Consider the following 13,400-nt stretch of genomic DNA (forward strand, 5'->3'; position numbering starts at 1 on the left):
CCTTCATCAACGAGCTTCATAAGTGCTGGTAATGGGCCTAAAATTTTAGTCACCGAAGCTAAATCGTAGATGTCATCTAAATGAACAGCTTGTAGACTGTCATAGGTATGAAACCCGTATGCTCTATGAAAAATAATAGTACTATTTTTAGCAACTAGTACTTGGGCTCCAGGGAATGCTTTTTGTTGAATACCAAGGGTAAAGATAGAATCTACTTTTTTTGATATATAGATAGAGTCTAAACCAACAGAGGATGGGCTACCGTACCTTAATTTATCTAGGGAATGTAATTGTAATTTTGGCGCAACTCCTTCTTGTGCAGTAATCTGTATTGAAAAAATACCAAAAAGTATATATTTATATATATGTGTGCCTAACATAGTAAAGTTAGTATTTAAAAGATTAGCAACCTCTGTTTTTTATCCTATTAACTTTGCAACATCTTTAGCAAAATAACTGGCTATTATATTTGCCCCTGCTCTTTTAATCGCAATTAATTGCTCCATCATAACAGCATCATGATCTAACCATCCCTTTTCTGCAGCAGCCTTAAGCATCGCATATTCCCCAGAAACTTGGTATACTGCTACAGGTACATCTACTTCGTTTTTAATTTCGCGAACAATGTCTAAATAGCATAAACCAGGTTTTACCATTACAATATCGGCACCTTCGTCTATATCCATTTGAGTTTCCCGAATAGCTTCAAATCTATTCGCATAATCCATTTGGTAGGTTTTTTTATTTTTTGGAATATTCTTAGAATCTACAGGAGCAGAATCTAATGCATCTCTAAAAGGACCATAAAACGCACTAGCGTATTTGGCGCTATAGCTCATAATCCCAGTGTTTGTATATCCTTCATCTTCTAGAGCTTCTCTTATGGTCATTATTCTACCATCCATCATATCACTGGGTGCCACAAAATCTGCACCAGCCTCAGCATGGGAAACACTCATTTCTGCTAGTATTTCAGTAGATTCATCATTTAAAATTTGTCCGTCTTCCACAATACCATCATGTCCATAAATAGAAAATGGGTCTAGAGCAACATCCGTCATGACAAGCATTTCTGGACATGCATTTTTTACTGCTTTAACGGCACGTTGCATTAATCCTTCTGGGTTTAATGCTTCGGTCCCTTTGTTATCTTTTAAATTGTCTGGTACTTTTGCAAAAAGTAAAACAGAACAAAGACCTAGACTCCAAAGTTCCTTAACTTCTTTTTCTAAATTTTCTAAGCTTAAATGAAATTGTCCTGGCATAGACGGAATTTCATTCTTAACTCCTTTGCCTTCGACTACAAATAGAGGTACTAAGAAATCATCAGGAGTAATTATGGTTTCACGAACTAATCTACGGATAGAAGAGGTACTACGTAATCTTCTGTTTCTTATTAATGGATACATAAAGCTGTTTTACTAAAAATTTGTTTTAAAGGTACAAAGTAAAGAAAATGCCCTATAGAAATACCTTGTTAACCAATATAATTGGTATTTAAAACATTCATTTGTTACTTTTATAACTTAAAACTATTATTTCTTGATCCCCAGCTTTACTTCTTTACGGTTTAAATACCCTTGGCGTACTTATCAGGCCAAATTTTTAAGTCATTTTACAGAGCACATCAAAGACAATCATTTACATGTTATAGCCCCTCCTGGTTCAGGAAAAACATTATTAGGATTAGAAATTGTTCGTCAGATTGGGAAGAAAACATTGGTTTTAAGCCCTACATTGACGATACGAAATCAATGGGAAAGTAGATTGCAAGAGTTTTTCACGGTAGAAAGCACCTTTAAAGCGTGCTCTTTTGATATTTATAAGCCTTCTGATGTTACTTTTAGTACATATCAGGGACTACATGCATTTTATAAAAAACAAGCGTCTAAAGAAGATTTCTTGGCGTTTTTTAGAGAACAAGGTATAGAAACTTTGGTTTTAGATGAGGCACATCACTTAAAGAATGAATGGTGGAAATGTTTGTATGCTTTAAAGTTGGACCAAAACCAGACTATAGTTGCTTTAACAGCTACACCTCCGTATGATAGTGGAAGTACAGAGGTACAGCGGTATTTTGAGTTATGCGGTGCTGTGGATGATGAAATTGCTATTCCAGATTTGGTTAAAGAAGGAGATTTATGTCCGCATCAAGATTATGTGCATTATTCCATGCCCGATACTGTTACCATAAATTTTATAGTAGAATTTAGAAGGAAGGTAGCGCAATTATTACAGGATATTCAGAATGATGTAGCTTTTCGTGATTTTGCACTTAGCCACCGATTTTATAGCCAGACCGAAAATTGTTTGGATGATATTTATCAGAATCCCACGTATTTTTCAGCTCTTTTAATTTACTTACAATCTACAGGTATAGAGATACCGTTTAAAAAAGTAAAAGTTCTTGGTTTTAGCCGAACAGAGAAAGTAGAATTCCCGCCTTTAAATAATCATTGGCTAAATGTTTTATTAAACCATTTGTTTTTTACAGATAGAAGTCAATTAATGGAACAAGAACCTTTCTTAAAACTATGGGAAAAGGAATTAAGGAAATTAGGGGTTTTAAAAACAAAAAGGGTCGATTTGGTTGGTGGCGATGCATTTTACCGAGCCTTGGCAACAAGTCCAAGTAAATTAAATAGTATTGTTACCATAGCGGAAACTTCTTTTACGGATCTAGGAGAAAATTTACGCGGCGTAATACTTACCGATTATATCCGGAAAGAATATTTAAATACAAAAGAAGATGATGTCAATGAACTAGATAAGCTCGGCGTTCTTTCCATATTTCATAGACTTAGATTTGCTAAAGTAGATAAAAAAACAATCGGTATACTTACAGGAAGTCTCGTTATACTTAGTAGGCAAGTGATTTTGGCATTGGAAACACTTTTCCCTGAGGAAAAAATTAGTTGTAGTGCATTGCAGTCAGATTCCGATTTTGTAATAGTAAGAAGTGACAGTTCTAAAGGAATATCTCTAGTAGAAATGATTACGGAACTCTTTCAAGAGGGTTACATTAATATACTCATAGGGACAAAATCCTTTTTAGGAGAGGGTTGGGATGCTCCAGCAATAAATACTCTTATCTTGGCTTCTTTTGTTGGCTCTTTTGTTTCTTCTAATCAGATGCGGGGACGAGCCATTCGTTCTTTAAAAGGAGATAAAAATAAAACTGCCATTATTTGGCATTTAGCATGTTTGGAGCCTTTTTCGGTAAGTGGCGGGCGCGACTATGAAACCTTAACTCGGCGCTTTAGTGCTTTTATGGGTGTTTCTACGAATACCCCAGTTTATATTGAAAATGGTATAGATAGAATAGGAAGTGTTCCGGAAATTACAAAAGAAGCAATTGAGCATGCTAATAATATTGCATTACAGGCATCTTCAGAGAGAACAAGAATTAGCGCCAATTGGAAAGCAGCTATTGAAACGGGTAATGGATTGGTATGGGAATTAAAGAACTATTTTAGGGGAAGTAGAAATTATAAAAAACAGAAAGCCGTGCACTATAGAGATATGGTGATTTACAGCTTTGTCGAAATTATTGCTGGACTCTCTTTTTTTCTTCCCGAATTTTTACTTAAAAATACCAATGTTATTCTGACCAAAGGATGGCTCACCTTTTTATATTCTTTAATTACAGCATTTGTAATGGGATTTGGAATTAAAACTTGGAAAGCGGTTAAGTTGTATGTGTCTTACGGAGAAGTACATAAGGATATGGAAAGTATGGGGAGTGCAGTAGTAGCTATGATGTCTCAATTAGATTACCTAACATCGGATGAAAAGGAATTACGTGTTGTTGCAGATTTAAATGCTATGGGGACGGTTTCCTGTATGTTGTTGGGTGCTTCGGATTATGAGAGCTCCGTTTTTATTCAGGCACTGGAAGAAATAGTAGCTCCAATAGAGAACCCTCGTTATTTATTAGTGCGTAGCGGATGGTTACGAAAAACCTTGGGAATAGAAAGCTATTTTGTAGTACCGACTATTTTTGGAGATAAAAAGGAGAAAGCTAGTTTGTTTTTAAAATTTTGGAAAGACCATGTAGGTGGAGCAAGACTTCTTTATACGCGCCAATTAGAAGGTAGGCAGTTGCTTTTAAAGGCTAGAATCTTGCATATATCCAATGCAACGGAAAAGCCTACCAAAAAAGCGGTGATTTGGCGATAGATTAATCTGTGGAATGCAAGCTTGCCTGTTTGCACTTTAAGATACGGTTTAGTCCACCGTCCAAATCGTATTTTTTCCAATAGTCCACGTCCTTTCTGATTTTTATCGGATTTAAATCTTTATCAATATATTTTTTAATAGACTTTACAATCGGGTCATCTAGGCCAGAAACTTTTAGAATAGATTTATTTCCAGGAATGCTAAAATTATCTTCATAATCATAGCAAACTACTAGGACCTTATCGCCTATGGTCAAGTCCAGACTATTGAAACAGTCCGATTTAAAATAATTCTGATTGGTATATTTATTCTTGCCAAGATCCTTTATTTTAAATACATTTTCTATTTGTATTATCCCTTCTTGGGAACTGTATAAAGGACCCGCCGTATCGGTGGGCTCATCTATATTGTTAATGGTGCCTAAAAATACTAAAGCATATTCTTCACCACATTCCCCTATAAAGGGTCCAGATTCTGGCCACCAATAGGTGTAACCAACATTAAGGGTGTCTGTCGTAAAAGTAATGTCTATATCGCTTTTATGCTTTTTGGAACTACAAGAAGTTAGTCCTAATACCATGATGTTAATGAAGAGAAATATTATGTGCGATTTTCTTTGCATGTTTTTATTCAGCTAATCCTAGGTATACCCAATGGTTATTTTCTTTTACAAAAGTAGATTTTTCATCAATACTATTCACTTTTCCATTTTCGTAATAGAAAGCTTTAAAGAAAACCGTTCCTTCCGTGTCGTCTACTTGGCCATTGGAAGTTTCTAAAACCTCTAATTTAATCCAACTTACAGATTTTGCCCAATCGATTATAGCTTTTTTATCTTTAATTGGTCGGGTAGAAGAATGGTGACTTTGCATTAAATAGTCGCCATTAGCTTTTACAAAAGCGGAATAGCGAGAACGCATTAATTGTTCTGCAGTCTTGGCTTGTAAAATATCATTATGAATTTTTTCACAACAGTCTGTAAAGGACTTTAAACTTCCACAAAAACAATTTTTTGCCATTAGTTTTCTTGTGTTTTTTCTTTACTTAGTTTAACAATAGCTTTTAGGCGTTCTTTCCTAGTCTCTTGTTCTTTTTTAAGTTTATTCTTTTTACGGTTCATTAGCTTGGTATGTTTTGCTTTATTTACCGTGTTCTTTGCTTTTCCTGTTTTTGCCATAATAGAGAATTAAACCCAATCTTTTGGAGTTTCTAAAACCTGCAGTAATCTTTCTTCTTCGCTTCCTTCTTCCGGATGGTGGTTATAATGCCATTGTACATGTGGAGGAAGACTCATTAAAATACTTTCTATGCGTCCGTTGGTACGTAGACCGAATAAGGTTCCTTTGTCATGTACCAAATTAAATTCTACGTAGCGTCCGCGTCTAATTTCTTGCCAATCCCTTTGTTCCTTGGTATACGTGAGTTCTTTTCTTTTTATAACGATTGGTACATAGGCGTCTAAAAAACTATCTCCTACTTCCGTTACAAAGTTAAACCAGTCTTCCATACTCATGGTATCGGTTGCTTTGCAATAATCAAAAAACAGGCCGCCTAGACCTCTGGCTTCATTACGGTGTGCATTCCAAAAATAGGTATCACAGCGTTCTTTATACTTTTTATGAAAAGATGGATGGTGTTTATCGCAAGCTGTTTTACAGGTAGAATGAAAATGGATAGCATCTTCATCAAACAAATAATAAGGCGTAAGGTCTTGTCCACCTCCAAACCATTGGTCTACAATGTTACCTTCTTTATCATACATTTCAAAATACCGCCAATTAGCATGAACAGTGGGAACCATTGGGTTTTTAGGATGTAGTACTAAACTTAATCCGCAAGCGAAAAAATCAGCATCTTTAACGCCAAAATAGTTTTGCATACTTTCTGGTAATGCACCGTGTACTGCTGAGATATTGACGCCGCCTTTTTCAAAAACAGCTCCATTTTCTATTACACGTGTTCTTCCACCACCACCTTCTGGCCTTTCCCAAAGGTCTTCTTTAAAAGTAGCAGTGCCGTCCACTTCTTCTAGTTTAGAAGTAATGGTATCTTGTAACGTTTTAATATAGGCGTAAAAAGTATCTTTCATAAGTCAGTCATATTAATAGGTGATGGCGTATTAGAAAACGTCCTTTTTAGTAATAATACTTCAATTAATACTAAAATGCAATAATAGATAAGTCCAAAACAGATGGCTATATGTGGTGTGTCTATAAATATACCGCCAGATGTTTTGGCGGCATTGTAACCAGATATTTCTAGAAAATCTTTATTTAAACCCAAAGATGGAATAAAATCCATGGAGAACACTACTGCAAAAATTAGAAAGAAATAGGCTAAAACTGCAAGAACAGATGTTAACATTGCTCGTTTTTTTAAAGCGGGACTAACATCTGAAAAAGCAAAACGCATGCGATTAAAAATCACCAATAGGTAAGAGATTAGGATGATGTTGCTTTCTGTCATTGCATTAAATGCTAACGCAAATAATCCATACACAGGGAACAAGATGTACAGAGATATTTTTTTAGGCATTATGGCCATGAATACTCCTGAATGAACCATAATAAATTCAAAAGCCATTAATGCTGCTAATGTAGATACGACTCCTGCATCGTGTATGCTTGGGTTACTCCATATAGCATAAAATTGGTATGCTATTAATAGATTAATTAATATGCCAAAGTATTCAAATTGGCGATCGTATTTTTCTATGATATGCATTATTACAGAGCCCTATATCGTTCATATAGCTCCATGTCTAATGGTTTTTCATTAGGAGGCGTATGTGCATTAAGTAAAGTCTTTTGCCAGGTAAAACCGCATTTTTGAGCTATTCTAGTACTACTTAGATTTGTTTTGTGAACAATTATCTGCAGTGTTTTCAGCTTCTGGCTTGTAAATGCCCATTCCGAAATAGAATTAATCGCTTTGGTCATTATTCCTTGGCCTTCGTGTGTATACCCTATGCAATAAGCCAATTCTCCTTGTTTAGTCTTCCAATTTAGTTCTTTAAGATATACCATGCCTATTAGACTTCTGTCGAATTTTGTCTTTAGGGTGTATAGAAATTCTTCATTTTCGGAGAACTCTTTCACCTTTATTTTTGCAAATAGAGTAGCGAGTTCTGGAGTTAAATTGGATGCTAAAGTTCCAGGAAAGAAACGTTTAAGTCGTTCTTCATTAGAAACTACAAAATCGCAAAGACGCCAAGCATCTTTTTCTTGAATGGGTTCTAAATAGTAAGAATCAAAATTAAGAGTCAATGGTATTCTTTTTATTTGCGTTAGCTAGTTGCCCTTCTTTTTCTAAAATAGCAATGGTTTGTTTAGAGGCTGCAGTTACCGATAAAGGTAAAACTAAAATGATTCCTATTATGGGGATAAATAGAAATAGCATAAAAACGATACCATTACCTATGGCATAACCCCGATACTTATGTACAAAACGAGTACTTTCTTTATACTTAAAATGACGTTCTAGAGTATAGTCCATATTCCCAAAACCTGCATAATAGGCTTGTACTAGAAATATTAAAATGGTGGAAACAAAACCGATTACAGGAATAAAACTTAGCAATAGTAGCGGAATTGTAAATAGGATTTCTTTAAAAAGGTTTCTTACGTTTATACGTATACCACGCCATAGTTGTTCTCTAAAAGTTGTTTTTCTATGGTTACGCGTTATGTTCCCTGTAAGATGTGCTTCAATTTTTTCAGAAACAGGACTCATAAAGGGCGCAGATAATGCCATTACAATATGTTTGTAAAGAACAAGGCCTAGTAAGACAACTGTGGCGCCTCCAAAAAAGTTACTAATAGTATTAAACGTTTCTTTGCCCCAATCCCAAATCCATACTTTGGAAATAAAGGCTCCTATAGTGTCGGATAGAGAGTAAGCAATAAAACCAATGAATATAGCTGTTACAACGCTAATACCAATAGGTATGAAAAAATATTTCCAAAGTTTAAGTTCTGCAATTAGCTTAAAAGAATTGGTATAAGACTTTATGCCTTTTAAAATATTTTTTATCATATGTAAATATAATATTATAAGAAATAATCGGGCACCAGAATATTACGCCTTATACTCCTTTACGGCATCTATAAATGCTTTTGCATTTTCTAATGGAATATTCGGTAGAATACCATGCCCAAGATTTACAATGTATTTGTCTTTTCCAAATTCATTAATCATTTGGGTAACTAGCTTCTTTATTTCTGCGGGTGGAGATAATAATCTAGAAGGGTCAAAGTTTCCTTGTAGGGTAATATTTCCTCCGGTTAGGTAACGAGCGTTGCGAGGAGAGCAGGTCCAATCTATACCTAGTGCAGCTGCACCAGATTTAGCCATATCGCCAAGCGCAAACCAACAACCTTTACCAAAAGCGATAACGGGAGCTTCGTCTTTTAAAGCATCAATAATTTGTTGAATGTATTGCCAAGAGAACTCTTGGTAATCTGTTGGTGCAAGCATGCCTCCCCAAGAATCGAATACTTGAACAGCGTCTACACCAGCGTCTACTTTTGCTTTTAAATATGCAATTGTGGTATCTGTTATTTTCTGTAATAAAGAATGTGCTACCACAGGTTGCGTAAAGCAAAGTTCTTTTGCTTTATCAAAATTTTTACTTCCTTGCCCTTGTACGCAATAACATAATATAGTCCATGGAGAACCAGCAAAACCAATTAATGGCACTTCATCATTTAGTTTTTCTTTGGTCATTTTTATAGCATCCATAACATACCCTAAAGTATCTTGAATGTCCGGAATAATAACACTATCTAAATCTTTCTGATTGCGAATAGGGTTTGGTAAATATGGACCAAAATTTGGTTTCATTTCTACCTCAATATTCATAGCTTGCGGTATAACCAATATATCACTAAAAAGAATAGCGGCATCCATACCATATCTACGAATAGGTTGTATGGTAATTTCTGATGCTAACTCTGGAGTTTGGCAACGGGTAAAGAAATCATACTTTTTACGAATTTCTATAAATTCTGGTAGGTAACGACCGGCTTGCCTCATCATCCATACAGGTGGTCTCTCTACAGTTTCTCCTTTTAGTGCTTTTAGGAATAGATCATTCTTTAACATAGTATACTTCTAATTTCGGTACGTATTTATTTTTGATAATCGGCATTAGCCAAAGCAACAACACTTTCTACAGTTCGCATATCTGCTACTTTAACTTCCGTAAAATGTTTTCTAGCTTCTTCGGCAGTAGTTTCTCCAATACAATAAGCAGTCTTATTCGTATCGTTAATTTGCATGTAGCTCTGTACTCCAGATGGACTAAAGAATAAAATTGCTTTAGTGTCTTTCTCTACTTCTCTCGGTGCTAATGTTGTTTTGTAGGCCTCAATTTCTGTAACCTCAATATTGTTTTCAGCAAGAAGGGTAGGTAACTCATCTAGACGAATATCACCACAGAAATAAGTAACTTCTTTGGTTTCTAAATTATCTGCTAAATATTCAGCAAGTTTTTTTGCGTTGGGAGCACTAAATGTTACTTCGCCGATACGTTTTTCTATTAAGCGTTTGGTTTTACGGCCAACACAATAGATGTTATCAAATTGTAATTCACCTGCAGTGACATTCTGTATTAAAGCTTCAATGCCATTTTTACTAGTGAAAATAACGTTTTTATGGGGTGCTTTTAGTACTGGTCTTGGAATTCTGGTGAGGTTAATTTTTATAAAATCCTCAGAATCTACTTTTACAGAAGAATCGAACATTTGTGCTTGTTCTGCTGTTAATTTCTTGGTTGCATACACTTGAGCAGGCATTGGAGTATGATTAAGTTGCCCCATAAGACGTTTCCCGCCTTTTTCTAATACTTTATTGGCGCAATCTTCCCCTAGTGTTAAGTGCTTCCCTAGTTTTACAGTTTTTGCAACCTCAATTTTTTGTTTGCCGTCTTTAGAAAGTAAAACTCCTTTAAAAACAACTTCATCCTCCTTGTTTATGTATGCAAAAGCACCAATTGGAGCTGTACAACCACCTTCTAAAGTTCTTAAAAACTCCCGTTCTATAGTCACGCAAGTTTCCGTGGCTTCATGGTTTAGCTCTGCTAAGATTTCTCTTAGTTCTTCATTTTCTTCCCTGGCTACAATCATTAATGCTCCTTGCGCAGGAGCAGGAGTCATCCAAGTAAGTCCAACCGTGTTTTCTGTTTCAAGATTAATACGGTCTAATCCTGCTGCTGCAAAAATAGCTCCGTTCCAGTTGCTATTTTCTAATTTTTGCATCCTACTATTTACATTACCTCGTAAATCTACTACGGTATGGGTAGGGAATCGGTTAAGCCATTGTGCTTTTCTTCTAAGACTACCAGTTGCAATAATAGCTTCTGGAGCACCTAAGAACTCTTCATTGTCGTTAAAAGCCAAAATGTCCATAGAATTGGCCCGTTTTAGGACAGCCGCTTGTACAATACCTTTTGGTAATGCAGTTGGTACATCTTTCATAGAATGTACTGCAATATCAATATCGCCACTCAACATCGCAATATCGAGGGTTTTTGTAAAAATGCCAGTTATACCTAACTCGTAAAGAGGTTTGTCTAAAATAATATCTCCGGTAGATTTAACAGCGATGATTTTTGTTTTATGTCCTAAAGCGTCTAATTGTCTTTTAACATAATTTGCCTGCCATAGTGCTAATTCACTATCGCGAGTACCAATACGTATAGTATTACTCATTTAAATTTACTTGTAATTGAAAAACTTTTTGAATTAGTTCTAAACTGTCGTCTGCGTCATTACCAGTTTCCTTTAAATGATTAGCAAATTGTTTTGTTATTTTTTGAATGATACGATTAGAGATAGCATCTGCGTGTTTGGAATTAAAATCAATCAATTTTTTTGAATGGTAATCTAATTCCTCTTCCTTCATTGTTTTTAGCTTTTTGTTTAAAGCTTTAATTACAGGAGCAAATTTTCGACTCTCTAACCATTGAATGAAGTCTTGTTTTACCTCTTCAATAATATCTTCTGCTTGTGGAATAAATTGTTTTCTACGTTCTAAAGTTTCATCGGTCATTTGCGATAAATGATCTAAATGAATAACGGTAACGTTTTCTAATTCGGCAACAGAACTATCTACATTTTTTGGAATAGATAAATCTAATATTAAAAGTGGTTTTTTAGGGTATATAAGTTCTTTTGAGATTGTAGGTTGTTTGGCGCCAGTAGCGACTACTAGTACGTCTGTTGTTCTAATTTCAGATTGTAAATCACCATAATCTTTTACCATTAAATTAAACTTACCAGCAACTTTTTCAGCCTTGTCTTTGGTTCTGTTTATTAAAGTAATATTAGGATTTTTAGTATGTTTTATTAGGTTTTCGCAAGTGTTTCTTCCAATTTTTCCAGTACCAAAAAGAAGAATGTTTTTTTGAGAAACTTCTGGAACGTTTTTTAGAATGTATTGTACAGATGCGAATGCTACAGAAGTAGCTCCCGATGATATTTGTGTTTCGTTTTTAATTCTTTTGCTGGCCTGAATAACCGAGTTACATAAACGTTCTATAAACGGATTTGCAATTTCGAGCTTTTTAGAACGATTAAAACTTTGCTTTAATTGGCTAATAATTTCAAAATCTCCGAGTATTTGACTGTCTAAACCAGTGCCTACTTTAAAAAGATGCGAAATAGCATCGTTGTTTTTGTATACATATGCTACCTCTTGGAACTCTTCTATAGAACCATTAGTATTGTCGCAAAGGAGCTTTATAAGTTGAAAAGGGTGTTGTGCAAAACCATGTAATTCTGTACGGTTACAGGTAGATGTTACTAAAAGACCATCAATGCCCTCTTTTTTTGCATCTGATAAAAGATGATTAATAGAGGTTTCATCTAGACTAAACTTTCCACGTATTTCGGCATCAGCCTTTTTATAATTAAGACCAATGGTGTAAAAAGAATTATGTTTGGAAATGTGATAGTCCTTCATATAATTTTTGAATGCACGCAAAAATAATTTCATTGTTTGGATAAAAGTAACGCTAGAGGAACTTTAAATATCGTTTTAAGGGTTTTTGTTCTTTTATCGATAGTTTTTCGAAGAAAACAGCTAATTTAGTAATGATTATTAGGTTTTGAAATGTTTTTATTTAGAATGTTTCTAAATAAAATTCAAAATATAAAATGAATTGCTATGGAAGAAAATGTCGCTTCAGGTTCCTTTAAAGAGGTGCTGATAGAACAGGGTTTTTACGTCTTAAAAATACAGAACGATTCGGCTGAGGTACAAAAAGTTATACGAGATATTAATAGCACATTTATTCAATTCCACTTTTGTTTAAAGGGGCATGCTAAGTTTGTTTTTAATGAGGGTCGTTATGCTTTAGACGTATCAGAAGAAAATTCTCTTTTGCTATATAATACCCAAGTAGATTTACCTATGAATTTAGAGTTGCACCCTAATTCGTGGTTGGTATCTGTTGTAATGACTATCCAAAAATTCCATTCCTTATTTTCTAGTGAAGCCAATTATATCCCTTTTTTAAGTCAAGAATTTAAAGAAAAAAAGTATTATTCTCAAGACCCTGTGTCTCCTGCAATAGCAGTAGTGTTAAGTCAGATAATGAATTACAACTTGCATCCATCTATAAAAAAATTATATATGAATGGTAAGGTGTACGAATTAATATCGCTTTATTTTAATAAAAGCACCGATGCTGATATAGAGCAATGCCCCTTTTTGGTAGATGAAGATAACGTTTTGCGTATTCGTAAGGCTAAAGAAATTATGATTAACCAAATGGCAGAACCTCCTAGCTTGCCAGATTTAGCCAAGCAAGTGGGTATTAGTTTAAAACGATTAAAAGAAGGGTTTAAACAAATTTATGGCGACTCTGTATATAGTTTTTTATTCGATTATAAGATGGAACATGCACGTCGTCTTTTAGAATCTGGCCAGCATAATGTTAATGAAATAGGTTTACGTATTGGTTACAGTACCTCTAGTCATTTTATTGCCGCTTTTAAAAAGAAGTATGGGACTACACCTAAAAAATATGTAATGTCACTTTCTAACGGATAATTTGTTTATTGCTTTAGTAGATATATAATGAGGTAATATTCAAAAAAAGAGACTACGTGGTTTATTTAAGATTGAAAACATAAGGTCTCTATTGTGTTTTTGGAGGTATTTTTAATTTAAAATCCGATAAACGGTATTCTATACATCCGTATTTCGATTGCAAATGC

14 protein-coding genes are annotated in these 13,400 nt (G+C 34.7%); 2 read left to right on the forward strand and 12 right to left on the reverse strand.

The features are described 5' to 3' along the window. Positions 1-380: serine hydrolase (locus QZZ51_RS13510; protein ID WP_291870545.1), on the reverse strand; the 380-nt coding region annotated here is incomplete at its 3' end. Between the two features lie 39 nt (positions 381-419). After that, the gene (hemB, locus tag QZZ51_RS13515; RefSeq protein ID WP_291870547.1) at positions 420-1,409 is read right to left on the reverse strand and encodes a porphobilinogen synthase; all 990 of its coding nucleotides are present in this window, start codon (positions 1,407-1,409) and stop codon (positions 420-422) included. 133 nt (positions 1,410-1,542) lie between these two features. Here hemB and QZZ51_RS13520 point away from each other — a divergent pair, with 133 nt between their 5' ends. After that, positions 1,543-4,179, forward strand: coding sequence for a DEAD/DEAH box helicase family protein (locus tag QZZ51_RS13520; RefSeq protein ID WP_291870549.1), 2,637 nt, complete (start codon positions 1,543-1,545; stop codon positions 4,177-4,179). 1 nt (position 4,180) lies between these two features. Here the strand turns inward: QZZ51_RS13520 and QZZ51_RS13525 are convergent, their stop codons facing one another. The 10 genes from QZZ51_RS13525 to hemA are packed head-to-tail and all read right to left on the reverse strand — an operon-like array spanning position 4,181 to position 12,141. Further along, positions 4,181-4,759 carry a hypothetical protein gene (locus tag QZZ51_RS13525; RefSeq protein ID WP_291870551.1) on the reverse strand — a complete coding sequence of 193 codons (579 nt, stop codon included), beginning with the start codon at positions 4,757-4,759 and terminating at the stop codon, positions 4,181-4,183. A gap of 46 nt (positions 4,760-4,805) precedes the next feature. After that, positions 4,806-5,198: a YchJ family metal-binding protein gene (locus QZZ51_RS13530; protein ID WP_291870553.1), complete on the reverse strand. Its 393-nt coding sequence runs from the start codon at positions 5,196-5,198 to the stop codon at positions 4,806-4,808. Further along, complete coding sequence (locus tag QZZ51_RS13535) at positions 5,198-5,356, reverse strand: hypothetical protein (RefSeq protein WP_291870555.1); 159 nt, start codon at positions 5,354-5,356, stop codon at positions 5,198-5,200. The genes QZZ51_RS13530 and QZZ51_RS13535 overlap by 1 nt, the downstream gene beginning before the upstream one ends. 9 nt (positions 5,357-5,365) lie before the next feature. Continuing rightward, on the reverse strand, positions 5,366-6,268 hold the full coding sequence (gene hemF / locus QZZ51_RS13540) for an oxygen-dependent coproporphyrinogen oxidase (RefSeq protein ID WP_291870557.1): 903 nt from the start codon (positions 6,266-6,268) through the stop codon (positions 5,366-5,368). Continuing rightward, entirely contained in the window at positions 6,265-6,903 is a 639-nt protein-coding gene (locus QZZ51_RS13545; RefSeq protein WP_291870559.1) for a hypothetical protein, read from the reverse strand. The genes hemF and QZZ51_RS13545 overlap by 4 nt, the downstream gene beginning before the upstream one ends. 2 nt (positions 6,904-6,905) lie before the next feature. Then, positions 6,906-7,445 carry a GNAT family N-acetyltransferase gene (locus QZZ51_RS13550; RefSeq protein WP_291870561.1) on the reverse strand — a complete coding sequence of 180 codons (540 nt, stop codon included), beginning with the start codon at positions 7,443-7,445 and terminating at the stop codon, positions 6,906-6,908. Next, the gene (locus QZZ51_RS13555; protein ID WP_291870564.1) at positions 7,435-8,214 is read right to left on the reverse strand and encodes an EI24 domain-containing protein; all 780 of its coding nucleotides are present in this window, start codon (positions 8,212-8,214) and stop codon (positions 7,435-7,437) included. The genes QZZ51_RS13550 and QZZ51_RS13555 overlap by 11 nt, the downstream gene beginning before the upstream one ends. A 42-nt stretch (positions 8,215-8,256) precedes the next feature. Then, positions 8,257-9,282, reverse strand: a complete 1,026-nt coding sequence (hemE, locus tag QZZ51_RS13560) for a uroporphyrinogen decarboxylase (protein ID WP_291870566.1) — start codon at positions 9,280-9,282, stop codon at positions 8,257-8,259. Positions 9,283-9,308: 26 nt separating this feature from the next. Continuing rightward, a complete protein-coding gene (gene hemC, locus QZZ51_RS13565) occupies positions 9,309-10,889 on the reverse strand; it encodes a hydroxymethylbilane synthase (RefSeq protein ID WP_291870568.1) in 1,581 nt (526 codons plus the stop codon). Continuing rightward, positions 10,882-12,141 (reverse strand): glutamyl-tRNA reductase, encoded by a 1,260-nt coding sequence (gene hemA / locus QZZ51_RS13570; RefSeq protein ID WP_291870570.1) that lies wholly within the window; start codon positions 12,139-12,141, stop codon positions 10,882-10,884. The genes hemC and hemA overlap by 8 nt, the downstream gene beginning before the upstream one ends. 204 nt (positions 12,142-12,345) lie before the next feature. On the opposite strand from hemA, the gene QZZ51_RS13575 reads away from it, so the two are divergent. Continuing rightward, the gene (locus QZZ51_RS13575) at positions 12,346-13,233 is read left to right on the forward strand and encodes an AraC family transcriptional regulator (RefSeq protein ID WP_291870573.1); all 888 of its coding nucleotides are present in this window, start codon (positions 12,346-12,348) and stop codon (positions 13,231-13,233) included. The last annotated feature ends 167 nt before the right edge of the window (positions 13,234-13,400 follow it).

Origin of the sequence: Maribacter sp. (genome assembly GCF_016744255.1) — a bacterium.
Taxonomy (GTDB): Bacteria; Bacteroidota; Bacteroidia; order Flavobacteriales; family Flavobacteriaceae; genus Maribacter_B.

Excerpts from the sequence above, each read along its gene's own strand:
- hemB (WP_291870547.1), bottom strand. The coding sequence starts at position 1,409 with ATGTATCCATTAATAAGAAACAGAAGATTACGTAGTACCTCTTCTATC.
- QZZ51_RS13525 (WP_291870551.1), bottom strand. The coding sequence starts at position 4,759 with ATGGTATTAGGACTAACTTCTTGTAGTTCCAAAAAGCATAAAAGCGAT.
- QZZ51_RS13530 (WP_291870553.1), bottom strand. The coding sequence starts at position 5,198 with ATGGCAAAAAATTGTTTTTGTGGAAGTTTAAAGTCCTTTACAGACTGT.
- QZZ51_RS13535 (WP_291870555.1), bottom strand. The coding sequence starts at position 5,356 with ATGGCAAAAACAGGAAAAGCAAAGAACACGGTAAATAAAGCAAAACAT.
- hemF (WP_291870557.1), bottom strand. The coding sequence starts at position 6,268 with ATGAAAGATACTTTTTACGCCTATATTAAAACGTTACAAGATACCATT.
- QZZ51_RS13545 (WP_291870559.1), bottom strand. The coding sequence starts at position 6,903 with ATGCATATCATAGAAAAATACGATCGCCAATTTGAATACTTTGGCATA.
- QZZ51_RS13555 (WP_291870564.1), bottom strand. The coding sequence starts at position 8,214 with ATGATAAAAAATATTTTAAAAGGCATAAAGTCTTATACCAATTCTTTT.
- hemE (WP_291870566.1), bottom strand. The coding sequence starts at position 9,282 with ATGTTAAAGAATGATCTATTCCTAAAAGCACTAAAAGGAGAAACTGTA.
- hemC (WP_291870568.1), bottom strand. The coding sequence starts at position 10,889 with ATGAGTAATACTATACGTATTGGTACTCGCGATAGTGAATTAGCACTA.
- hemA (WP_291870570.1), bottom strand. The coding sequence starts at position 12,141 with ATGAAGGACTATCACATTTCCAAACATAATTCTTTTTACACCATTGGT.
- QZZ51_RS13575 (WP_291870573.1), top strand. The coding sequence starts at position 12,346 with ATGGAAGAAAATGTCGCTTCAGGTTCCTTTAAAGAGGTGCTGATAGAA.